Raw genomic sequence first — 22,257 nt, forward strand, 5'->3', positions numbered from 1 at the left:
CATAATCCACATCAGGTCGGTTTACTTTGTAAAGATCATCAATCCCATTGCTGCCAGTTTCTGCCCATCAGGGATAATCTGGTTTACGGTGTTTTCACCAAACAGCTCACCCATCACACGTTTCTGGTCATTCGTCAGCGATTTCATGTCCAGGATCGGGTTGCCAATGATATCAAATTTGCCGCCAGATTTAAGCAATGCTTGTTCTGCGACACTATCAAGCTGTTTTGATACATGTTTAGCAACATCATCGAGCTTGCTACTCACTGCCTCTGTGACTTTACTACCCGCGGTTGTACCGGCCTTGGCTGTCGCACTGGCACCTGTGATGGCTAAAGCTACACGTATGGCAAATTCGGCTTTTTGTAATCCGGCAACATCTGACCCATAAATAGCATTGAGCTTTTGGCTCAAGTCGGCATTGAGCGCAACGGCTGCACCTTCCCCTAGGGCATTACCTGTTTCTTTAAAACTGTCTATTACTATTTGCGGTGAGTTTGTCACCACATTCCAGACACCATTTAGCACAGCCATTGTCGCCTGACCAGGGTTGGCTTTGGCATAGCTGGTAATGTCGGCAGCCGTTTTAAGGCTGTTTAAGCCGATATCTTTAAACTCTTTAGCCAAGCCTGAGCTTAGGTCACGAGTAATGCCTGACTGCGCAAAGTTCTGATAAAACTTGGGGTCTGCACTGTCAACAAACATTTCCGGGCGTAACAGTTGATTGGTAGGGGCTGTAAATAGTGTTTGCTGCTCACCTAGTTCATTAGTAAATGTTTGCTTGGAGCTACTCAAGAATGCTTGTGCAGCAGTATTATCACCATCACTGAGTTGTGCACGCCAAATAAGATCAACATCTTTTAAAGCTTGCTGTGTCAGTTCACTCATGGCTTGTGTTTCTGAAATGCCACGTTGTTGGGCGTATTTCTTGGCATTAGCCTTAATCCAGTCTTCTTCAACCGGGTGCAACTGCCTATTATTCGTATCCACGACCAAAGCAGTACCAGCGCCACCTGTTCCACCTACACTCGCACCTAAGCAACCACTTATTCAGTATTAAATCCGCCTAACTCTAAAGAAAACTCTGCTAGCGCTTGCTCAAACACTGGATATGATTGAATATCTGTTTCAAATAACCAGTAACTAAGCTGCAGTTCTCTGGACTCATTAATAGTTCCATTTTTAGCGTCTAAAATGGCGGCAACCAGTGGCTGGTAAGCAGACAGTCTCTTAATATCATTTGATATCTTCGAGTATTCAATAAATGCTTTTTCGAGGGCTATAGCCTTTTCTTTGAGCGATTGCTTATTCATTACTTGGCTCCTTTTATTTCACCAATTTTTGTTGGAGCAGTCCAAAGCTCGCGGTCAGGTACGATTACTTGCTGTGCACCGCCTGCGGCTGAATACTCACCTTGTTGAATAGATGCACCACTTTAGGCGTTACAACCCATCTTCCATTTCGTTGGCAAACTCTGCAGCAGCCTCGCAAAGATCAAGATAAGCTAATAAATTATTATCCCCTCTGAAAAATATCCAGCCGTATTCAAATTTCGTAGGTTTAGAAACCTGACCAGCATCAACTGCATCAAGAAAAGTTGCTATTCGCTCATAGGCTTCTTTTACATCACTATCAGCACTAGCGTACTTTCCAAGTAAAAGGCGTAATGCACACGCTTTAGCTTGTAACTTTTGTACATTCATCACTTAACTCCTGTAGTGCGCAAACTAAATGGATTCACAGCTATAGGCGTTGTCCATTGATTTCTATTGGGCACAATCACCTGTTGCGCTCCTCCCGTCATACTAGTCGTGCCTTGACTGGTTTCTGCAACACTTGATACAAACACATTGGCCGTGATACCAGGTTTAGGCGTTATGGCATAAAAGTCTAAGCCATTTTTTTGAATGTTGGTCGCTTGGCTAGCTGGTAACCCCAGTACTTGACTGGCTTGCTCTGGTGTCATTGTCGCAATTGCTCTTGCCTGCTCGGGACTCATCCAATAACCGGTAAAAGCGCTTGGTGATTGGCCAGCTGGCATTACTTTAACTAACACACTGCCTTGCGTTGCAATTGCTGGGTTAGGTAGCATCAATCCAGACTCAATATAATCCTTTGTGAGCTTTTCCACGATACCTTGTGGCATATTAGGATTCCCTGCCTGAATTTCTTTAATAAGTGCTTGCACCTGCGGCGTTGCCATCACTTCTGTGCGCTGTTATTGCTATTAAAGGTGGTGCTTTCTACCTGGATATCATTGCCTGCATTGAGGGTGAGTGCTTGTTGTGCACTGATGCTGCCTTGATTTAAATGTTGTTTAGAGCTAGTTCGGTTCAACTTTTAACTACATATATCTGCTTCGCATATTCCACAGCCCGATCAATCATCTCTTTTGTAATATATGGTACAAATCCCAGCCTATCTCCTTGTTCAAAAGACTGCTGATATTTCAGCAAAGTATCTACGTTCCCATGACAAGCCAGAGCGGCAAGATGCAAAAAGGGTCTGCTCCCAGCAGAATCTGTAGGTAACGCTCTATACTTTTTGAGCCCTTCCTCAATATCAGCCGCATATGCCCAATCGACTAAAGCAGGAATGAAGTTAATGATATCTTCTGCCACAATGGATTCTTTTTGAATCTTTATCGCGTTTGGGTCAAATATATTTGTAACAATTGGATACCCTCCTTTATCTGTTGGATCTATGATCGAAAGTGTATGATTAAACTCTTCAGTTGTAACCGAGTGTATACAACTAAAAGTTTCCACCATTGAGATGTAGGTCTTATCAACATAGGTTTTTTTCAAAGTAGGGATAATATCCAAAATTCGATCTTTCAAAGGCAAGATAAGAATTAAATCACCTGCTTCGTCCCTCCTTGACAACCAGCCCTGAGCTTTGAATAGCTCGCGCACCTCTTTCATTTTTATCATTTAGTTCTTCCCGTAAAATTCCTAACTTCAATTGGTATGCCATCTGGGTAGTTTTGCTCTTTTAATGGTATAGGCCTCAAACCTAATCTTCTTGCTACTTCTCCTACAGGGATAGAGTCCCCATTTGCAATTTGGGGGTAAATTTCAGTTTGTCGGATACTTAGATCTGCACTACCAGTTTTAACCTCAATCAGCTTTATTTTTCCATCTTGCGACACCGCAAAAATATCTGGCCTTGTTCTACCATTACCAGCCGCCGATCTAAAGCTGACCTCTCTATTGCTAACATCGTAACCTTGAGATCTCAGTTCAGACTTAACATCTGCCACTTTTTCATCGTGATAAGCTTTATTCTCTTGTACAGAAAGCAGAATCTGGTCTTTAATACTCTGCTGCTCGCCTGCGGGATATATCTTAACAAAGTCATCCAGCCATTTGTTGACATCCTCTGCCGGGTAGCCAATCAACACCTTGTCCACCCAGCTTGCCATTTCTTCAGGGTTGCCGAACGGCGGTAAGCCATATTCCTTCTTGGCTTCAATCGGCGTAATCATGGGCGGCGTCACAATAGGCGTAATCGGCTTACCCTCAGGATGGTTGCTTGCCACATCAATACCCATCGCGACCGCCACAGTGGCCACAGACTTGATGCCAAGCTCAGCCGCTTTTTGGCGGCATACCGGATTAGTCGCACAATATCTCACCGCAGCTGCTGTACCAGCAATAGCGCCATCTATTGCAACCTCAACCGCGGGAATTGCCAGAAATAAGGCATTGTTTTCAGTTTCTATCTGTGACGCGATTTGCGCAGTTGCGGCATCGCCGCCCAGCGTCGCGGTGGTGCCAGTGATAATGGTGTTGAGCAGTCTGGCCCTGGCTTCTTTTTCGGCAGGTGTCAGGTTTATGGCGGTTTTGCCCTCAACACCATCCAGTAACGTATTTATCACGACACCTGCACTTGATGCCAACGCAGCAGTTCCGCAATCACTCCCAGCCGCGCTAGCTCCGCCACACGCCAAAATGGCGTGTAAGGCGGTATGCGCAGCACTACCTTCTCCACCAAGCGCGTCTGCCATGTTCTTGATCTGCTGTGCGCCTAGCGATTGCAGACTAAAGAGAGTGGCGTTTTGCAACAGGTTACTGGTGGTGCCGGTCACATTGCCGCTCAAAGCCCCAGTGATTGCAGTAAGCGCAATCCGTCCAGTGCTACCTACATCCCATATCTGGTTGTCTTGTAACACTTTCACTGATTGTTCTATCACTGCAAGATTACGCGTGCCCTCAGGCTTTTTCAGCTCCGCTTCCAGCTTGGTTTGTGCCTCTGTGCTTTCTTTCACACGATTAGCGAGGAAGGTGCTGGATTCATTGGTGAAGGCGTGCACAATCTCGAAAGCAGCGCTGATCTCCTTGCGTTTTTCTGCATCGAAGATCGGCGTCACAGTCGCTGCCGTACTATTACCCTGCCTATCTACCGCACTCCCTTGGTCATCAACATGGACATCCCGATTGAGGGTGGCAATGGTTGTTGTTGCGTCCTTGCCTGTTTTGCTTTGCTGTACAACATTGTCTTGAATCGTGACACTGCCGCCACTGATAGCACTGACAGTGGTAGAACTGGCATCATCACTGGCTTTCATGGCAACCGGAACAGTGGCAGAGAATCCACCCAGACTAGGCAGTGTGGTGCCGGGCACGCGGTCTCCACCAGAAGATGCTTGCCCTTGCTGGTTCTTGCCTACACTGCCATAACCAGCCCCCAAGCTCGTAGAACTAGCCTTGTATTCCGCCTTGTTCTCAATATTGCTGGTAGTAAGTGTGTTGGTGGTGAGGCTGTTCTTGTTGTCCTGAATCGCTTTGTCAGTACTCGCGATTACTGCGCCCTTGAGGTCTGTGTCGCCATTCACATTGACCTGAAAGCCGCCATCCCCGGCGTAAATACCAGACTGCTCATTGACACTGGCGTAATCGCTGTTGATTTTTGAATTGCTGGCAGACACCGAGCCACCAGATGCGCCTGCGCAGAATGGTGGGACGCATATGCCTGCACTGATGCCAGCACTGCTTTGTTTGCTTTTATAGGCGCTGGTGTCTTGCAAGCTCTCTACATTGAGATTGCCCTGGCCAGAAGTCCCTACATCGGCAACCACCTGCTTGCCCCTGACTTGTGCGCCAATCAGGCTGGTATCGGTGCCGCTTTGCAATGTAGCCTTATTGCCTGCTTCTACCTGCGTTTCAGTCCAGGTGGTGTCGCTACCATCAGTTTTTCCTTTGTTACCAGAAACACCAGCTTGTAAAGTAAAGCCATTTTGTGATCCACCAACACTGAAACCTATGCCTACGCTGGCGCTACTGCCTTTGTTTTTGCTATTGAGGGTGTCGGTGTTTTTTGCGGCAAGCAGGTTGACCTGATCATCTGCTTTGAGAGTAGCGTTTTCTCCGGCCTTGATCTGGCTGCCAATCACGGTGATGTCAGATTGTTCACCAGCGCCAGTTGCAGTGATGCTGATGTTTTGACCAGCAGTAACCTGGCTGCCTTGTGCTGTAGTTGTGGTCTGGGTAGAGGTGCTACTACTCTTTGAGGTGCCTATAGAAAGGCTGATATTCACTCCCCCGGCTTGTTGTGCAGCGTTGGTACCAGAGCTTGCCATGCCTGATTTCACCGCATCATAGGCATTCTTGCCAGACAGGGCTGCCGTGCCTGCCGCGAGCGCTTGCATGCGGCTATCACTGGTGTTGCTGGCGGCCTCTTTCATCTGGTTAACGGTTTGGATCGCATTGATCACCGGGTTGGAGATACTTAACGAAATGCCGCTTTGTTTGTACTTGGTCTCGGTGGTTTGTTTTGAGCTGTTTGCTGCCGATGTGATATCTACCTTTTGGGCGGTGATATCAATATCGCCTTGCGGGGCGATCACATCACTGGCGGTTTGGGTGTAGGTCTTGCCTGCTTCAATGACTACATCGCCCTCAACACTACCGACTGTGCTGGCTGTTTGCGTGGTGGAGGTGCTATCTACATTCTGGTTTAGCTTGCTCTTGCTATAACCGATACTGGTGCCGCTGGCACCAAAACCACTCTTCTTGACCTCTTTGCTATGGGTTTCGCTTTGCGTATTGGTGGCCGAGGTGATGGCAATATCACCATCGGCTTGTAAAGTGGTGCCGCTGGTGGAGACGATATTGCTGCCCTGGACTGCAATATTGCCTTGCCCGCTACCATTCGCTTGCAGAATGACCTTCTCACCACTGATATTACTGCCAATCGCCGTTTCATCATGCTCGGTATCCCGCCGCTGGGTTTTACTGCTGCTCATAAAACCAGACTTGCTGGTTTTGCGGTATTGGTCGCTATCCAGGGTGGCTTTACCGGCTTTGATATCGATCTCACTGGCTTGTGCGCTGATGCTGCCTTGCTCGCTGGTGATATTAGCAGCACGCATTTCCAGTTTATTGCCTGCTTGCAGTTGCATATCACCTGCAGTGTTGATCTGGGTACCGACTTCTTCAGTGGTGCTGCGTTTGATGTAGTTTTTGGCCGCCCCGGCACTGGTGCTTAAGCCTGTATTTTGTGTGGTGAGGTCTATATTGTTGCCAGCCGTGAGTGCGGTGACGCCGTTTGTGCTGTTGTTGGTGATTTGTGCGGCATCGAGCTTGATATTGCCGCCTGCCATGGCAACGAGCACGCCGTTGGCGCTGTCAGTGACATAAAGGCCAGCCACGCGGTCTATGCCGGTACGCTCAGAATAACCGAGTGTTCCGCGTTGCAACCCGGTTTGTGCACTGTTATTGCTATTAAAGGTGGTGCTTTCTACCTGGATATCATTGCCTGCATTGAGGGTGAGTGCTTGTTGCGCGCGGATACTGCCGCCCTGGTTCAGGATGTCTTGTTGCGCCTTGAGGCTGACGGTTTTACCCGTGATTTGACCTAGCAGGTTTTGAATATTATCGGCCTGGATTGACAGGGCTTGCTGCCCGGACAAGGTACCGCTATTAATGAGGATATTTTGCCCAGACTGCGCAGTATTGAGGTTGATATTAAGGGTTTGGCCGGAAATCAGGCTACCGGTATTGCTTAAGTCACCGGCAGTTAAGCGTGTATACACTTGCGGCACCAGCGCTTGCGTGGTGCTGCCATCTGGCAGCGTGACGGTTTTTGTGACCAACCAGACGATATCACTGGTGAGTTGTGCCACTTGTGCCTCGCTCAAGGCGACACCTGGCAACAGTTGATGTGCGGTGGCAAAGGTGATGCCATTAGTCATTAATGCCTGGTATTGTGTCTGGTCGTTGCTGTAACCAGACAAAAAGCGCCTGCCGGTGAGCTGGTTAATCTGTTCGCGTACCAGCTTTTGCTCGTAAAACCCATCGCCCAGGCGCTTGGTTTGATAGGCGGGGTCGTAACTGAGTTGGCTCAGCATATAATCAGAACTTAACCATTGGCCGACATTCGCAAAGCGGGGGCTGGTTTCAATCAGGTAATCAGCACCGGGGTCTGTCTGGCGATATAAACTGGTGAGGGTGTTTAAGCGCACTTCGTCCGGTCGTTGGTTGCCCAGGGTATTGGTATTCAGGCTTGCTACCTGGCCATTGCTGGTGGTGACCGTATTGGCCAGGTATTGTGTGGTTGGCAACGGCGTGGTGGTCACCGCAGGGGCAGGCTGATAGGGATAACTGTCAATATCGTAATCAAAACCACCACCGCTGCCATCATAGTCATAGTAGTACGCGGTACCACGATAGGTCGTGGTGGTGTCGCCCGTGGTATTGAGGTTATTCAAACTGCCGCCGCTGTGTGTTAAATCGCCACCCGCAATGATACGACTATCACTGTTAGTGACATTACCCAGCAGGGTCAGGTTGCCGCCAGCGATGATTCCGGCGGGTTGGCTAGAAACAACGCGTGTCTCAAAAGTAGTCCCGTGGTAAATATAGCGCCAGTATTCGCGAAAATTAAACGGTAAGTTGTAAGTACTGCCATAACGCCAGGAGATATTTTCGTTGCCAATTTGCCACAACGGATAATCCTGGCTGTTATACAAACCACCTTGGCCTCGGGGAGTAAACTGGTCATAACTGACGGTGCCCGTCTCCACAGATTCCGTCGTCACTCCTGCATTCAAGTTCTGGATAGAGGCCATATTGAGTTGCATATTGCCATCGGCTTCTATGGTGGCATCGCTATTCACCAGACTATCACCCTGGCCTGTTGCGCCATGCTGTGCATCCAGTTCGCGACCGATAGACAGTTCGCCCAGACTGAAAATCATGCTGCCGGACTGATTGACCAAGGCCTCAGACACGCCAAGTTCAAGACGCTCACGGGCAGCGATGGTGGCAGCATCACTGACACCGTTCACGGTTTGCGCCAGGTTATTTAAGCGGCGAGCTTGAATCGCCACATGGTCACCAAAGATTTGGCCCGTACCCTGATTAGTCAAGGTATCTGCTTGAATAAACGTATTGCTGCCATCAATCAAACCCGTGTTCATCAAGGTATCGATGATCGTCAATTCGGTATCCGCACCGCTTAACTCACCGCTATTGTTTAATCGATCAGCCTGAATCAGCAGCGTGTTTCCTGCCAGGATGCTGGTCTGATTCACAATGGCGCCAAGGGAAGATAATGACAGATCGCCATCGGCCTGCATCAAGCCTGTGGTTTGCAGGTAGTCTTGCTGCAAGTTGGCGGTGAGGTTGCCGCCAGCAATCACCCGGCCATCACCAGATAATTGATTAGCAGTCATATTCATATCCTGCCCGGCAGCCAATAAGGCGTTGGCATTGCTGATGTGGTTGGCATTCACGGTCAATGACGTAGCTGCAATGATTTTATTCTGGTTGTTTAAATCACCAGTATCAATGTGCATGTCAGCACCAGACAACACCTCGCCAGTGTTTTGCAGGCTGCTACTCTTCAGCGCCATATTGCCTTGCGCCACGAGGCTATTGTGGTTGCTTAACTGCCCGTTGATATTCATACTCAACTCACCTGTGGTAGCAGCGATCACGCCCTGGTTATTTACCCCCAAACCCAATTCAGTGCCTATCAGGTGTATCTTGCCTGCATACATCCCGCCCAGCGCGGCGACATCCAGCGCCACCTGTGGCACAGGCTCATTGCGGGCAGCAACAGGCGTCAGGGTGCCGATATCGCCATTGCTGGCGACATTCACCTGCTGTGTGCCGAGTACAACATTCAAGGTTTTGGCCCACACCCCTGCATTAGCCACCACGGCGCGGCTGATGATATCGGTGTAGTCCATCGCGCTGGTATCCATGCCTGTACCAAGAAACTGGATCACACCACCGGTGACGCGGTATGCGCTTAAATCGCCACCAGTAAACACCGGGGTGCCCGTGGTCAATGTGGCACGCCAGGCATTAATAAATCCACAACCATTGCAGCTAATACCTGCCGGGTTAGCCACAATGACTTGCGCACGGCTACCGGCGACTTCAATAAACCCATTCAGCAGGCTGGGCTGCGTAGAATTCACCTCGTTCAAAATCGTGCGCGCCGTGCCTGTCGCCAGATTTGGGTTGCCCTGCACCCAGCCACCTAGCTGGGTCTGTACATTGGTGCGGCTATTGTTGAGAATCACACCATTTTGCATCACGTCAAACTGTTGATAGGTATTGTGCGAGAGCCCATGACTATCGGGTGTTTGGATATTAACCAATGGCACGCCGTTCGCGGCGTTGGTCAGAAAGGGCTGCTGTGATGCCGGTGCGCCTGGATCAGCGACAATATCAGCTTGTGCGGTCACGAACGCCATGCTGCCAAACGCTAGCAAGGCCCACTGTGCCGTACGTGTCAGCGCGAATGCTTGCTGAGGAAGCGCACCCTTTGACGCGCTGCGCTTTTGGCTGCTTTTAAGTTTGCCTCTTGTGCTGACGACTTCGGCCACCACCATCCACATACCACGCAACTGGTTAAAAACAATACGATACATGTGTGTGTTCATTGCAATCTCACTTTGCCTTGCTTGTGATTGTTAGCAGCTAAAAGCTGACATTCAGGTTAAATCCGGTCACGCTGCCATCGGCCTGCATGCCCTCTGGCACATGCAGTGGCTGCCCCCAGAACAGGTCGTAATTGAGTTGAGCGGCCTTGACGGCAATATTGCCGCGCAGGCCGAGCACGGCACCGGCCAGTTGCTTGCCCGGCAAATAGCGTGTGGATTGCCCGCCCACTTCACCGTAATCGACGCCTAGATAAACGGCGTGGCTGCTACTGGCAAATGGCACCAACAACTCGTTGCGCAAAAACCAGCCGTGGTCACCGAGCAACAATTGCTCGCCATTAAAACCGCGCACGGTATAGCGGTTACCCAGGCTGAAACGGTCTTGCGGCGTGAGCGGGGTGAGGTTACTTTGCGCCCTGAGATTGGCACCGTATTGCAAGGCTTGAGCGCCCCACGGCATGTGTAATTGAAAAGGGGCTCTGAAATTTATATCGGCCAACCATAACCGCATGCGCGAAGTGCCCTCACCAAACGCCTGTTCTGGTGCCGCCAGACTGTGATAAGCCCCAGTGCCCCTGCGGTAAGCCAGGCGATAATCAAGCACTGCAGGTCCTAAATACCAGCTTTGATCCAGCCCATATTCAAAACCAGCCACACGGCGGTGCTGCGCCTCAATTTCGGTCTCGTTAATGTAGTTGCTAGAGCTGCGTAAAAAGGTTTTGACCGAGAGCGAGGTCTTATTAAACGCATTACGAAAAATCAGCCGTGCCAACTTGGCCTCAACGCTTTCGCTATCACCGCTAAAAATATAGCTTTGGTTGATGCCTGCCACTTGCTGGTAAAAATGGCTATTAGAAGCGGTCACGCCCAACATCCAGTAATCCCAGGGGATGGAGTAACTGACTGTAGTGCTTTCATTACCACGGCGACCGTCCTGCCCGCCACCCAGGTCCTGGTTATGGCTCACATACAGTAAATCATTCAGCGTGGTCACACTATCCAGCGACACGGTCACGCCGCCCTGGTAGCGGCCGGTAGAACGCGTGCCGCCATCGTCTGCACTCAATGTCACCCGTGCTGGAAACTGCCGCTGGTACTGGATCACCACATCGCTTAACCCAGGCGTAGAAGCATCTTCTGCGGCGGCGGGCTCAATGCGGATATCCGCGTCAGCCGTTGGCACGCGTTTGAGATTCTCGAGCGCCTGCTCAATATCACGCAGATTCAACAAGTCGCCCGCTTGCATGGGTAAGGCATTCCATAACGACACATGCGGATTAGCATCTGCCGCCAGCCTGATCTGATGAATACGGCCGGGGATCACCGTTAACACTAGGTGGCCGCCACTCAAATCCTGCGGCCCGACCAACACGCGCGTAGTGACGTAGCCACGCGCGATAATGCGATTTTGCACGCGCGCCAATAAAGCATTAATGCCCTCGACACCCAAGCATCGCCCGAGTAAAGGCTTGCCTTTTTCGCCGGCTTTAAGCGTTGCATCAAGCGCAAACTGAAAAGCTGCCACAATCGTTTGATCGGTTGAGCTTAAACTGACTTCCTGAATCGCAAAACAAGGTAACTCTTCAATGGGCATGACCTCAGAAGGCTGCATCGCCGATTTTTGCAATTGGGAAGTCGCCTCGCGCGTATCCACATGCGGCTGTTGCTGTTGTTGCTGTTGTTGCAACTGCCGTTCGCGCTCTAATTGACGCTGGTATTGCTGCGCATTCTCATTCGGCAGATTCAACGGCTCTGCAGCACTAGACACGTCTGCATAGGTAGCAAGTAGCAAAAGCAAGCCAATTGAGTATCCCGGAAAACTTAATGTTGAAAAATGGGGCAAGACCTTAGATAACCGCTGCCTTGCTGAGGAGAATAACTCACGCATACCAAAGTTAATATTCGTTAAAACAACAAATATTAACATTAGATAATATCAATAACCAATATTAACAACAGAAAAATAGAATTGGTCACGCGCCTGCGCCGTACCAAAACAAAAGGGAGGCGTCCGCCTCCCTTTTTAAATACCTCGCAGCGGTTAACCGTTCAAGCTCTTACTGACTACTTCAAACACATCGCCAGACAGGTTAGGCGTCGCCAGAATCGCTTCCAGCGCCGCTTTCATCTGCGCTTGTAACGCAGGTGTATAACGCTTCCACTCGCGCAATGGCGTCACCATGCGTGCGGCAATCTGTGGGTTAATCGTGTTGAGCTCGATAATCGCATCACGCAAAAAAGCATAGCCTTTACCGCTTGGGTCGTGGAATTTGACCGGGTTATTAATTGCGAACGCGGTATACAGCGAGCGCACGCGGTTTGGGTTCTTGATATTGAAATCCGGATGCTTGCGCAACATGGCCAGGTCATCAAAAATCGCATCGCGATTCGCCAGCGCTTGCAGCGAGAACCACTTATCGACCACCAGCGGATAGTTTTCAAATGCCTGGTAGAAGTCAGCAAACACTTCTGCGCGTTGCGGCTGGGTACTATCGGCCAGGCAAGCCAGCGCGGCGACCCTGTCGGTCATATTATCTGCCGCATCATAATGCGCTTTTGCACGTGCAGCGCAACCCGTGCCATTAGTGACAGTGAGGATTTCCAGCACCGCATTTTGCAACGCACGGCGGCCCATCGCCTCTGGCGTGACCGAGAATGTGCCCGGATTGCTATTCGCGTCGTACAGCGCCGCTAATGCATCTTTATGGGCACGTTTAATCTGCGTCAGGATGCTGGTGCGCGCCGCATCAATCGCTGCCGGGTCTATGACGGGCAGATACTGCCCGATCACGCCTATCATCGGCAAACTCAGGGCCCGCGCCAGCAGCGCTTTATCACCCTGCCCGCTCAAGCCTTGCGCAATCAATGTCCCTACATCTGCAATAAACTGGCTGATATCCGCTTGTGGGTCTGCCATCACGCGCTGAATGGTACGCAATGCCAGTGTCTGGCCCGCCTCCCATTTGTTAAAACCGTCAGTGTCATGCACTTGCAGCAAGCGCAGATCATCATCACTTAAATCCGTTTCCAGCTTCACTGGCGCAGAGAAGCCACGCAAAATGGAAGGTACAGGTTTACCCGGCAAATCGACAAACGTGAATGATTGCTCGCGCGCAGTGACTTCCAGCACGCGGGTCGGCAGAATCTCTTTGCCTTGTGCGTCCAGCAAACCAATTGCCACTGGAATATGCAGTGGTTGCTTATCGGTTTGTCCAGGCGTATCAGCTTGTGATTGCTTGAAAGTCAGCGTATAGCTTTGCTTTGCTGCATCGTACTGACTGCTGACTTGCAAGGTCGGCGTGCCCGCCTGTTTATACCAGCGGAAAAATTGCGACAAATCACGGCCAGAGGCATCCGCCATACATTGCACAAAATCATCACAAGTCACAGCGTGACCGTCATAACGGTCAAAATACAAATCGGTGGCTTTGCGGAACGTCTCCGCGCCCAGCAAGGTATGCTGCATGCGGATGAGTTCGGCGCCTTTTTCATAAATGGTTTTGGTGTAAAAGTTGCTGATCTCAATAAACTGGTCAGGCTGTACCGAGTGTGCCAGCGGACTGCCATCTTCAGCAAACTGCAAGCGACGCAAACCGTTCACATCGTCGATACGCTGCACCGCACGCGAGTTCAGGTCCGAGCTGAACTCCTGGTCACGGAACACGGTAAAGCCTTCTTTCAGCGACAGCTGGAACCAGTCACGGCAAGTCACGCGGTTACCGGTCCAGTTGTGAAAATACTCGTGACCAATCACGCCTTCCACACTCATAAAATCGCTGTCGGTCGCGGTTTCCTGATGCGCCAGCACCAGCGCCGTATTGAAAATATTGAGCGAGGTGTTTTCCATCGCGCCCATATTAAAATCGCTCACCGCGACGATATTGAACAAGTCGAGCTGATACTCGCGGCCATACACTTCCTCATCCCACTTCATCGACTTTTTCAGTGATTCCATCGCATGGTCGCACTGCTTTTCATCACCAGCCCGCACATAAATATGCAAATCCACTTTGCGGCCAGACATGGTCGTAAACGTATCCGCCACACGCTGCAAATCGCCCGCCACCAGCGCAAACAAATAACAAGGTTTAGGGAAAGGATCATGCCAGACGCGGAAATGACGGCCATCCGGCAAAGCGCCCTCTTCCTGCAAATTACCGTTAGACAGCAACACTGGATACAACTTGGCATCTGCCTCAATGCGCACGGTGAACACACTCAGCACATCAGGGCGATCCTGATAGTACGTAATCCGCCTGAAGCCTTCCGCCTCGCACTGCGTGCAATAGTTACCCTGTGATTGATACAACCCCTCCAGCGCCGTATTCGCTGCCGGGTCAATCTCACTGACGATGGTTAACGTGAATTCATTGCCTAGATTCGTTATCGTCATTTGCCCATCAGCCACGGTGTAAGCATCAAATGGCTGACCATTCAAAGTAACAGAAATGATTTTCTGATCTTCACCATCCAGCACCAGATCATTCGACACACCCGCCGGATTTTTCACATATTTCACTTCAGAGGTGACAATGGTTTTACCCGGCAACAGGTTAAAACTCAAATTTACCTGCACAGCGTGATAAGGCGCAGGTGTGTAGTCCTTGAGGTAGATGGTTTTTGGTGCAACGGCGTTTTCGGTTCGCATTTGGATAACCTGAGAATAGGAAATATAAGGGATTATATTTGAGAGTTGGCTCAGGCCAATTGGTTTAATGCAATTGCATGCAAATGTTGCTACGAATTATCATGAATCGGGCAGCAGCTGCCCAGTTTGGCTAGGCCACGCTGCTATTTGCTAATTTCAATCTCATCCACAATACCGTCATTCACGACAAACTCAGACACTGGCTGGCCGCTCTTATACAGTAATGCCGCATTGGCTTCAGTTGCTGGCACAGTGATGCGGGAGTTATTGATCATAAAAACGGTAAAGTACTTATTCGCATTTTTGTCGAAATGCTCCCATACCGAAAATACATCTTCCAGATACAGTCCAACAATACTCAAGCCATCCAGCGTTAAATCAGTTTTATTCAGATTGTTCATTACATTCACTTCAGAAACTTGATTTGGCGACAGCAAAACTGCGCCTATCTTAGCTACGGGAAATATCCTTAGTTCGGGTGTGTGAAACCGCTTTTAATATACCTATACCGGTGAGTATCACTGAAGCAATCACAATGTACAAATGCGGCACACCCGCCTCAACCAGCGCCCATGCAATCCCGCCAATCAGAATAGCGAACCCGATAAGATACAGAACGAACGATGACATACAGCCTCCTCATCTAATTTAAATTTTTAGTAGTTAAATGATAATTTCTGAGAAAGATAGCGGTATCAGACAGTTACTGAAAACAGTGTAGGAATAGTGGAAATACATTTAAGCTTCAATTGATGTGTGGCACCAAATTAACATGCTCGCGTTTGGCCATTGCGATAAGCGACAACGTTTTCGACCAGAAGATATATGCCTATAATTAAAACATTATTCGCTATTAGCGAATAATGTTTGACACAAGAAGTTTAAATATGCTTTAATCATTTCGTGGTTAAAAGAGCAAAACCGCTTCGTTGTACTGGCTGAGGAATCAGCTGTGGAGCCTAGGCTCTAACGTGTATCCCGCTCATGTACTGACCAAGTAACATTCCAAGTTACGAACGTAGTCTGACTCGATGCAGGCACGTCTGAAAAACGGTTTCAGACGTGCATTTGGATAAGAGGTTAAAACTTGATGCTAGCTCTTCAAGGTTATGTAAGCGGATCGTTTGCATGGTGCAAACGAGATAACCAAGGAGAATTGCCATGTGCAGTCCTAAACCCACAAAGCGTCAAGGGTTGGCTAGCAAGGTTAAATCGTGGTTTCGAAGGCCGATTATTTTTAGGATTGCTGTATTTGCCCTAAACATATTCAATCTGGTTCTGAAAATCTACGATCACTTTGCGGGCTAACACCCTCTTATTTTTAACGGTGAAATCATGCTGAACAGAGCACTTAAATTACTCAGAACATATCATCAATACAGCCAAACAGATTTGGCTAAAAAACTTGATATTTCCAACTCCTACCTTTGCGAAATTGAAAAGGGTGAAAAGACTCCTGGTATTGATTTGCTTACAAAGTATTCAATTACCTTCAAGATGCCTGTTTCTTCGATAATGCTGTTTTCTGAGCAACTTGGAAACTCATCATCGACTCAAAAGTTAAGAATCGCGGCTGCAGATAAAATTCTGCGGTTACTTGAATGGATTAATGAGAAAGAAACATTAGAAGAGAATGCGTAAGCAATATTCAATCGATCAATCTCCTCTTTACGCAATTCGCGGCAAAAAGCAGCTTGAATCAGTATTGCATATTCATCTCAATAGACTGGATAAATTACTTAAACCAGAATCCTATCGCACTTTCACTAATGAAAAAAACAGAGAAATCCAACACCCTATCGGCTGGTTAGAAGAGGTACATAAAAGAATAGCGAGATACTTCTCAAGAATAATCACACCAGATTATGTTTACTCTCGAAAGGGGCGCTCATATGTGGAAAATGCGTATGAGCATAGAGGATATCATCCCTTAGTCAAAACAGACATCTCGGGATTTTATCCAAACACTTCAGCTCATAAAGTCAAAGAGATGTTTGTTAGAGAGTTTAAGTGCGCAAACGATATAGCGATGATACTTGCGAATATCTGCTGCTTTCAGCAAAAGTTTCTACCTACCGGCAGCTCGATTAGCGGCTATGTAGCATTCTTCGCGAATAAACCCCTCTTCGATAATGTAAATGATCTCGCAAAGAAAACAGGCTGCACGTTCACTCTGTACGTGGATGATCTAACTATTTCAGGCACAAATGCATCAAGAGAACTCATCAATAGAGTTACAAGACTGATCAATCGCCATGGCTATAAATATAGTAAAAAGAAAACTATTACTTATACCAAATCAGCAACTAAGATTGTTACTGGCGTAGCGGTACACTGCAATCAATGCAAAGTGCCGAATGAGAGACTACTCAGCATTACGGAGGCGCGAAAAGCAATCGCCACCTCAGTACCTTCAGAGCATAGGTCCGCTCTAATTAAGTCCCTAAAAGGCAAGCTGCAGTTTTCCCAGCAAATTAAAAAAGTGAATGATGGTGTCGACTGCAATACCCCCTTAAGATATTCATAATCAACTCATTACGAAAACAGAGATAGTCATAAAGCTATTTCTAAGCTACGAACGGATTTAGTCGGATTATTAAGCCTTTTTCACAAATTCCGACTTCAACTTCATCGCCCCAAACCCATCAATCTTGCAGTCGATGTCATGGTCACCATCGACCAGGCGGATGTTTTTTACTTTAGTACCCACTTTCACCACTGACGAAGAGCCTTTGACCTTCAGGTCTTTGATTACGGTAATGGTATCGCCATCTTGCAGCACATTACCGTTGGCATCACGCACGACTTTTACTTCTTCTGAATCTGCCGCTGCGACCTTGCTCCATTCATTTGCACATTCTGGGCAGATGTAGTTATCACCGTCTTCATAGGTATATTCAGATTGGCATTGCGGGCAGGCTGGTAATGTAGACATACGGACTTTCTTGGTGCAAACAATAAAACCATATATTTTACAGGGTTATTATTGAATACCCTAGTTCGCTTGTCGCGCAAAGAGATTTCGCAATATCAGATATAAAAAAAACCGCCTCATTGGGCGGCATTTAAACCTGATCGTAAATGCTTGAACGGTGACCGACCTTAATCACCAACACCACCAACCTATCGTCGTGAATCTCATAGACAATGCGGTAGAGCCCTTGCCTGACACGGTAGCAATCATGCCCCGTGAGTTTGATGCAGCCATCTGCACGAGGATCTTCTGCCAAGGTATTAATACGGCTGAGTATACGTGCCACATCCGGCTTGGGGATGGCACGCAGGTCTTTGGCAACCGAGGCTTTAAAACTAATACTATATTTTGCCATCTTGCTTTAAAGCATTGAGCATCGCTTCGTAGCTTATCTCCGGCTCGTTCGCGCGCTGATTGATGGCATCCAAATCCTCTTGGTCTTCACGCATTAACAGTCTCACAGCTTCATCTACCAGTTCAGAAAGTGAGCTGTGATTGGTGGCTGCTTTTAAGCGCAAAGCTTGATGAATAGCTGGGTCAAAATAGACGGTTGAACGTTTGGACAATTCGGCCATTTGAGTTCTCCTGTGAATGAATTTTCAGACATTATAGCATCATAACGTTATAACGCCATTTAGGCGTGAACGTAAAAAAACCGCTTCACTAGGAAGCGGTTTTTTATAGCGACTGCTCTAAATTACAGAACAGATTTCACTGTGTTCACAACATTTTAGCTCCGGCATAACCTAAAGGTTAGCCTTCACTGAAACTTCGTCAACAATTACAGTACGGACTTAACTGTGTTGACTACGTTTTCAACTGTGAAGCCGAAGTGTTTGAACAGTGCGCCGCCTGGTGCGGATTCGCCGAAGGTATCGATACCAACAACTGCACCTTCAATACCTACATACTTACGCCAGAAGTCTGGGTGAGCAGCTTCAACAGCCACGCGTTTAACGCCTGGAGTCAATACGCTGTCTTTGTAAGCTTGGTCTTGACGGTCGAATACGTTAGTGGATGGCATGGAGACCACACGCACTTTAGTACCAGCAGCGTTCAATTCAGCAGCCGCTTGAATGGCCAGATCCAACTCGGAACCGTTAGCGATGATGATGACATCAGCTTTACCAGCAACGTCAGAGAATACATAGCCACCCTTGCGGATCAGGTCGAAGTCTTTAGCGTCGTGCTTGATGCCTGGCACAGCTTGACGGCTCAATACCAAGCTGGTTGGGCCTTCAGTACGCTCTACTGCAGCAACCCATGCAACGGTTGTTTCTGTAGAGTCAGCTGGGCGCCATACATCCATACGAGGAATCATACGCAAACCAGAAGTATTTTCTACTGGTTGGTGTGTAGGACCATCTTCGCCTTGACCGATAGAGTCATGGGTCAATACGTAAACCACACGTTGATGCATCAACGCAGACATACGCATGCCGTTTTTCATGTAGTCAGAGAACATGTGGAAAGTACCGCCGTATGGCAACAAGCCACCGTGCAATGCCATACCGTTCATGATGGCAGACATACCGAACTCACGTACACCGTAAGAGATGTAGTTGCCAGGCTCTTTACCACTCACGTGTTTGAAGTCTTTAGATGCTGTCAGGTTAGAACCTGTCAAGTCAGCTGAACCGCCCAGGAATTCTGGCAAGATTGGAGCCAAAGCAGTAATTGCTTTTTGTGAAGCTTGACGAGTAGCCAATTTCTCAGCTTTTTCGTTAGTTTCAGCAATGATTGCGTCAGTCAATGCTTTCCAGTTAGCTGGCAATTCACCTGCCATACGGCGTTTGAACTCAGCAGCTTCAGCTGGGAATGCAGCTGCGTAAGCAGCAAATTTAGCGTCCCAAGCAGATTCGCGCTCAGCACCTTTAGCTTTTTGATCCCAGCCAGCGTATACGTCAGCAGGAATAACAAACGGCTCGTGTGGCCAGCCGATTTCAGCACGTGTTGCAGCAACTTCTGCGTCGCCCAGTGCGGAACCGTGGCAGTCGTGTGAACCGGATTTGTTTGGTGAACCTTTACCGATGATTGTTTTACAGCAGATCAGTGATGGTTTGTCAGTCACTGATTTAGCTTCGTCGATTGCTTTTTGAATCGCAGCCTGGTCGTGACCATCTACTGAAACAACGTGCCAGCCGTATGCTTTGAAGCGGCCTACGGTGTCGTCTGTGTACCAGCCTTCGATGTGGCCGTCGATAGAAATACCGTTGTCATCCCAGAAAGCAACCAGTTTGCCCAGGCCCCAAGTACCAGCCAGTGCACATGCTTCGTGAGAAACGCCTTCCATCATACAACCGTCGCCCAGGAACACGTATGTGTAGTGGTCAACGATGTTGTGGCCTGGCTTGTTGAATTGGTCAGCCAGCAGTTTTTCTGCCATGGCGAAACCAACGCCGTTAGCAATACCTTGGCCCAATGGACCTGTAGTGGTTTCAATGCCTGGTGCGTAGCCGTACTCAGGGTGGCCAGCACAGCGGGAGTGCAATTGACGGAAAGTCTTGATATCTTCAATACCTAAATCGTAACCGGTCAGGTGCAGCAAGGAGTAGATCAACATAGAGCCATGGCCGTTGGACAATACGAAACGGTCACGGTTAGCCCATTGTGGGTTAGTTGGGTTGTGGCTCAGATTGTGGTTCCACAATACTTCAGCAATTTCAGCCATGCCCATAGGTGCGCCTGGGTGGCCGGAGTTTGCTTTTTGTACAGCGTCCATGCTCAGAGCACGGATGGCGTTGCACAAGTCGACACGAGTTGCCATTGTTTTCTCCCTAGAGTGAAAGTGAGCGGTCTTACACAAAAAGCTGCAAAACCTTGATTGAATTCTTTAAAAAGCCCGGAAAACCTGCCTTTTACGGAAAGGCTAGATTATTCACTAGAACCCGTTTTTCTTCAAGCGTTAATCACCTTTTTCTCATGATGGTTTTGCTATGGCTGACCTATGAAAAAGGTCATTCTACTGCCTGCAAGGGTAGCTTTCAGTGAGGGTTTCCCCTACCATGACAAAACATTGATAGCAAAGGAAGTAATGATGTCTGACGAACGAATTATCATGCGTGTAGGTGAAGCACTGGTCGCTGGCGGCCCACCCGGCACGGCCGCAGAACCCGAAGTCGCCATTGGCGAAATGAATGGCCCTATGGGCACGGCATTTGCCAACCTGCTGGGTGACCAGGTCAAAGGCCACACCCGTGTGCTGGCGATTATGAATACCGACATTATGGTGCGCCCGGCGACCTTGATGGTGAGCAAAGTGACGGTGAAAGACCCACGTTATACCAATATCTTGATGGGCACCGTGCAAGGCGCGATTGCCAACGGTGTGCTGGATGCGGTGCGTAGCGGTGATATCCCGAAAGAAAAAGCCAATGACCTGGGCATTATCGTCTCCGTGTGGCTAAGCCCGGCGATTCTGGAACAGGAAAAAATCGACCACAAAGCCCTGTTTGATATTCACCGCGAAGCGACTTTCAAGGCGATCCAGAAAGCCTTGCGCAATGAGCCTAGCATTGATTGGTTACTGGAAAACCAGGAAAAAATCGTGCATAAGTATTACCAGATGGGCTTAGATGGAAAGATCTAAAAGCACGGCAAGATTTAAATAATAAAAAAGGATGCTGGGCATCCTTTTTTATTGAGCTCACTTTAGCGCTTTAACGCGGTGATCACCGCTTCAATCGCTTTGCAATTGCCACGCGCATCATCAAACGTCAGCAAAGGCGCTTTGCCATAAAGCACGCAATCACTAAAGTGTTCAATCTCTAAATTAAAGTGATTGGCTTTAGGCAACACGATAGTTTCTGATTTACCACCGGCCTCCCAGCTAATCACCGGGTCATCACCTGGGTACGCCCACATATTGTGGCACTTGATCCAACCCTTATCGCCAATGATTTCATACTCAGCTTTGCGGCCACGCTCGAAGCTGACGTCAAAGTTGCCAAAACGCGCACGACCTTGCGCATCCGGCCCAAAATCGAGCACGCCACTGGCCACCACATCAGCACCATGTTCATTCAGTTTGCCATAAGCCACCACATGTTGCGGTTCGGCAGGCACATTGTCTTTGCCAAAACACCAGCGCAAAGCGTGTATCGCATAAGGCCCAATATCCCACATCGCTCCGCCACCGTTTGCCATATCACGGTTGATACGGTACATACGCGACGGCGCCATCAGGAATGAAAAACTGGCGCGGCAGGACAGCACATCGCCGATCAGGCCGGAGGCCACCAGCTCGACCACTTTGGCATGCTGCGGATGAAAGCGGTACATAAAGCCCTCCATCACCGTCAGGCCTTTGGCTTTGGCCGCAGATTCAATGGTATCGATATCGGCCAGATTGGTGGTCATCGGTTTTTCAATCAGCACATGTTTGCCCGCCTGAATCGCCTTCAGCGCCCATTCGGCATGCTCCTCGTTGGCCATCGGGCAGTACACGGCCTCCACATTGCTGTCCGCCAGCAGGCTATCCATGTCGTCATAGCAAGTGACGCCACCCAGGTTGGGTGCATATTTATCCAGCGTGGCCTTGGCTGCCCCGGCACGGCGGCTGGCGATGGCCACCAATTGCGAGTTACTGGCCTCTACGATGGCGGGTAACAAACGTTCATTGACCCGCGCAGCACCGAGAATGCCCCACTTGAGTTGTTTTTGCATGCGAACTACCTTTCCTGCGTGACGCTAAAGAACGTCATTCTAACGCCAGTTGGTGAATGATGCTGCCTTTAC

19 protein-coding genes are annotated in these 22,257 nt (G+C 48.9%); 3 read left to right on the plus strand and 16 right to left on the minus strand.

Annotated elements, in window-relative coordinates; all coding sequences use genetic code 11:
- Positions 1 to 21: 21 nt before the first annotated feature.
- From INP79_RS13905 to INP79_RS13950, 11 genes are all read right to left on the minus strand, one after another.
- Positions 22 to 990: a hypothetical protein gene (locus INP79_RS13905; RefSeq protein ID WP_194754831.1), complete on the minus strand. Its 969-nt coding sequence runs from the start codon at positions 988 to 990 to the stop codon at positions 22 to 24.
- A gap of 56 nt (positions 991 to 1,046) precedes the next feature.
- Complete coding sequence (locus INP79_RS13910; RefSeq protein ID WP_194754832.1) at positions 1,047 to 1,313, minus strand: hypothetical protein; 267 nt, start codon at positions 1,311 to 1,313, stop codon at positions 1,047 to 1,049.
- A 129-nt stretch (positions 1,314 to 1,442) separates the two neighbouring features.
- On the minus strand, positions 1,443 to 1,703 hold the full coding sequence (locus tag INP79_RS13915; RefSeq protein ID WP_194754833.1) for a hypothetical protein: 261 nt from the start codon (positions 1,701 to 1,703) through the stop codon (positions 1,443 to 1,445).
- Positions 1,703 to 2,203 carry a hypothetical protein gene (locus INP79_RS13920; RefSeq protein WP_194754834.1) on the minus strand — a complete coding sequence of 167 codons (501 nt, stop codon included), beginning with the start codon at positions 2,201 to 2,203 and terminating at the stop codon, positions 1,703 to 1,705. The genes INP79_RS13915 and INP79_RS13920 overlap by 1 nt, the downstream gene beginning before the upstream one ends.
- A complete protein-coding gene (locus INP79_RS15555; RefSeq protein WP_255520559.1) occupies positions 2,203 to 2,337 on the minus strand; it encodes a hypothetical protein in 135 nt (44 codons plus the stop codon). Before INP79_RS15555 ends, INP79_RS13920 begins: the two co-directional genes overlap by 1 nt.
- Positions 2,334 to 2,933, minus strand: a complete 600-nt coding sequence (locus INP79_RS13925) for a hypothetical protein (protein ID WP_194754835.1) — start codon at positions 2,931 to 2,933, stop codon at positions 2,334 to 2,336. Before INP79_RS13925 ends, INP79_RS15555 begins: the two co-directional genes overlap by 4 nt.
- Positions 2,930 to 9,886 carry a hemagglutinin repeat-containing protein gene (locus INP79_RS13930; RefSeq protein WP_194754836.1) on the minus strand — a complete coding sequence of 2,319 codons (6,957 nt, stop codon included), beginning with the start codon at positions 9,884 to 9,886 and terminating at the stop codon, positions 2,930 to 2,932. Before INP79_RS13930 ends, INP79_RS13925 begins: the two co-directional genes overlap by 4 nt.
- A gap of 49 nt (positions 9,887 to 9,935) precedes the next feature.
- Positions 9,936 to 11,696, minus strand: coding sequence for a ShlB/FhaC/HecB family hemolysin secretion/activation protein (locus tag INP79_RS13935; RefSeq protein ID WP_228520035.1), 1,761 nt, complete (start codon positions 11,694 to 11,696; stop codon positions 9,936 to 9,938).
- A gap of 243 nt (positions 11,697 to 11,939) precedes the next feature.
- The gene (gene pepN, locus INP79_RS13940; protein ID WP_194754837.1) at positions 11,940 to 14,546 is read right to left on the minus strand and encodes an aminopeptidase N; all 2,607 of its coding nucleotides are present in this window, start codon (positions 14,544 to 14,546) and stop codon (positions 11,940 to 11,942) included.
- A gap of 143 nt (positions 14,547 to 14,689) precedes the next feature.
- Entirely contained in the window at positions 14,690 to 14,947 is a 258-nt protein-coding gene (locus tag INP79_RS13945) for a hypothetical protein (RefSeq protein ID WP_194754838.1), read from the minus strand.
- A gap of 49 nt (positions 14,948 to 14,996) precedes the next feature.
- The gene (locus INP79_RS13950; RefSeq protein ID WP_019883446.1) at positions 14,997 to 15,176 is read right to left on the minus strand and encodes a hypothetical protein; all 180 of its coding nucleotides are present in this window, start codon (positions 15,174 to 15,176) and stop codon (positions 14,997 to 14,999) included.
- Positions 15,177 to 15,881: 705 nt separating this feature from the next.
- Between INP79_RS13950 and INP79_RS13955 the strand changes: the two genes are divergently transcribed.
- Together INP79_RS13955 and INP79_RS13960 are read left to right on the plus strand one after the other, a co-directional pair.
- The gene (locus tag INP79_RS13955; protein ID WP_194754839.1) at positions 15,882 to 16,187 is read left to right on the plus strand and encodes a helix-turn-helix transcriptional regulator; all 306 of its coding nucleotides are present in this window, start codon (positions 15,882 to 15,884) and stop codon (positions 16,185 to 16,187) included.
- On the plus strand, positions 16,180 to 17,073 hold the full coding sequence (locus INP79_RS13960; protein WP_194754840.1) for a reverse transcriptase family protein: 894 nt from the start codon (positions 16,180 to 16,182) through the stop codon (positions 17,071 to 17,073). Before INP79_RS13955 ends, INP79_RS13960 begins: the two co-directional genes overlap by 8 nt.
- A gap of 69 nt (positions 17,074 to 17,142) precedes the next feature.
- Here INP79_RS13960 and INP79_RS13965 read toward each other — a convergent pair whose 3' ends face one another.
- The 4 genes from INP79_RS13965 to tkt all read right to left on the minus strand — a co-directional run bounded on the left by INP79_RS13965 (position 17,143) and on the right by tkt (position 20,287).
- Positions 17,143 to 17,481, minus strand: a complete 339-nt coding sequence (locus INP79_RS13965) for a zinc ribbon domain-containing protein YjdM (protein WP_194754841.1) — start codon at positions 17,479 to 17,481, stop codon at positions 17,143 to 17,145.
- 130 nt (positions 17,482 to 17,611) lie between these two features.
- The gene (locus INP79_RS13970) at positions 17,612 to 17,875 is read right to left on the minus strand and encodes a type II toxin-antitoxin system RelE/ParE family toxin (protein ID WP_047516220.1); all 264 of its coding nucleotides are present in this window, start codon (positions 17,873 to 17,875) and stop codon (positions 17,612 to 17,614) included.
- On the minus strand, positions 17,862 to 18,095 hold the full coding sequence (locus tag INP79_RS13975; protein ID WP_024930593.1) for a hypothetical protein: 234 nt from the start codon (positions 18,093 to 18,095) through the stop codon (positions 17,862 to 17,864). Before INP79_RS13975 ends, INP79_RS13970 begins: the two co-directional genes overlap by 14 nt.
- Before the next feature lie 206 nt (positions 18,096 to 18,301).
- Entirely contained in the window at positions 18,302 to 20,287 is a 1,986-nt protein-coding gene (gene tkt / locus INP79_RS13980) for a transketolase (protein WP_047516217.1), read from the minus strand.
- A 270-nt stretch (positions 20,288 to 20,557) separates the two neighbouring features.
- Here tkt and fae point away from each other — a divergent pair, with 270 nt between their 5' ends.
- The gene (fae, locus tag INP79_RS13985; RefSeq protein WP_019883452.1) at positions 20,558 to 21,109 is read left to right on the plus strand and encodes a formaldehyde-activating enzyme; all 552 of its coding nucleotides are present in this window, start codon (positions 20,558 to 20,560) and stop codon (positions 21,107 to 21,109) included.
- A gap of 62 nt (positions 21,110 to 21,171) precedes the next feature.
- Here fae and INP79_RS13990 read toward each other — a convergent pair whose 3' ends face one another.
- Positions 21,172 to 22,185 carry a Gfo/Idh/MocA family protein gene (locus tag INP79_RS13990; RefSeq protein WP_194754842.1) on the minus strand — a complete coding sequence of 338 codons (1,014 nt, stop codon included), beginning with the start codon at positions 22,183 to 22,185 and terminating at the stop codon, positions 21,172 to 21,174.
- Positions 22,186 to 22,257 lie beyond the last annotated feature (72 nt).

This window comes from Methylophilus sp. QUAN (assembly GCF_015354445.1).
In the GTDB taxonomy this organism is placed as follows: domain Bacteria; phylum Pseudomonadota; class Gammaproteobacteria; order Burkholderiales; family Methylophilaceae; genus Methylophilus.

Excerpts from the sequence above, each read along its gene's own strand:
- INP79_RS13910 (WP_194754832.1), bottom strand. The coding sequence starts at position 1,313 with ATGAATAAGCAATCGCTCAAAGAAAAGGCTATAGCCCTCGAAAAAGCA.
- INP79_RS13915 (WP_194754833.1), bottom strand. The coding sequence starts at position 1,703 with ATGAATGTACAAAAGTTACAAGCTAAAGCGTGTGCATTACGCCTTTTA.
- INP79_RS13920 (WP_194754834.1), bottom strand. The coding sequence starts at position 2,203 with ATGGCAACGCCGCAGGTGCAAGCACTTATTAAAGAAATTCAGGCAGGG.
- INP79_RS13925 (WP_194754835.1), bottom strand. The coding sequence starts at position 2,933 with ATGATAAAAATGAAAGAGGTGCGCGAGCTATTCAAAGCTCAGGGCTGG.
- INP79_RS13930 (WP_194754836.1), bottom strand. The coding sequence starts at position 9,886 with ATGTATCGTATTGTTTTTAACCAGTTGCGTGGTATGTGGATGGTGGTG.
- pepN (WP_194754837.1), bottom strand. The coding sequence starts at position 14,546 with ATGCGAACCGAAAACGCCGTTGCACCAAAAACCATCTACCTCAAGGAC.
- INP79_RS13945 (WP_194754838.1), bottom strand. The coding sequence starts at position 14,947 with ATGAACAATCTGAATAAAACTGATTTAACGCTGGATGGCTTGAGTATT.
- INP79_RS13950 (WP_019883446.1), bottom strand. The coding sequence starts at position 15,176 with ATGTCATCGTTCGTTCTGTATCTTATCGGGTTCGCTATTCTGATTGGC.
- INP79_RS13955 (WP_194754839.1), top strand. The coding sequence starts at position 15,882 with ATGCTGAACAGAGCACTTAAATTACTCAGAACATATCATCAATACAGC.
- INP79_RS13960 (WP_194754840.1), top strand. The coding sequence starts at position 16,180 with ATGCGTAAGCAATATTCAATCGATCAATCTCCTCTTTACGCAATTCGC.
- INP79_RS13965 (WP_194754841.1), bottom strand. The coding sequence starts at position 17,481 with ATGTCTACATTACCAGCCTGCCCGCAATGCCAATCTGAATATACCTAT.
- INP79_RS13970 (WP_047516220.1), bottom strand. The coding sequence starts at position 17,875 with ATGGCAAAATATAGTATTAGTTTTAAAGCCTCGGTTGCCAAAGACCTG.
- INP79_RS13975 (WP_024930593.1), bottom strand. The coding sequence starts at position 18,095 with ATGGCCGAATTGTCCAAACGTTCAACCGTCTATTTTGACCCAGCTATT.
- tkt (WP_047516217.1), bottom strand. The coding sequence starts at position 20,287 with ATGGCAACTCGTGTCGACTTGTGCAACGCCATCCGTGCTCTGAGCATG.
- fae (WP_019883452.1), top strand. The coding sequence starts at position 20,558 with ATGTCTGACGAACGAATTATCATGCGTGTAGGTGAAGCACTGGTCGCT.
- INP79_RS13990 (WP_194754842.1), bottom strand. The coding sequence starts at position 22,185 with ATGCAAAAACAACTCAAGTGGGGCATTCTCGGTGCTGCGCGGGTCAAT.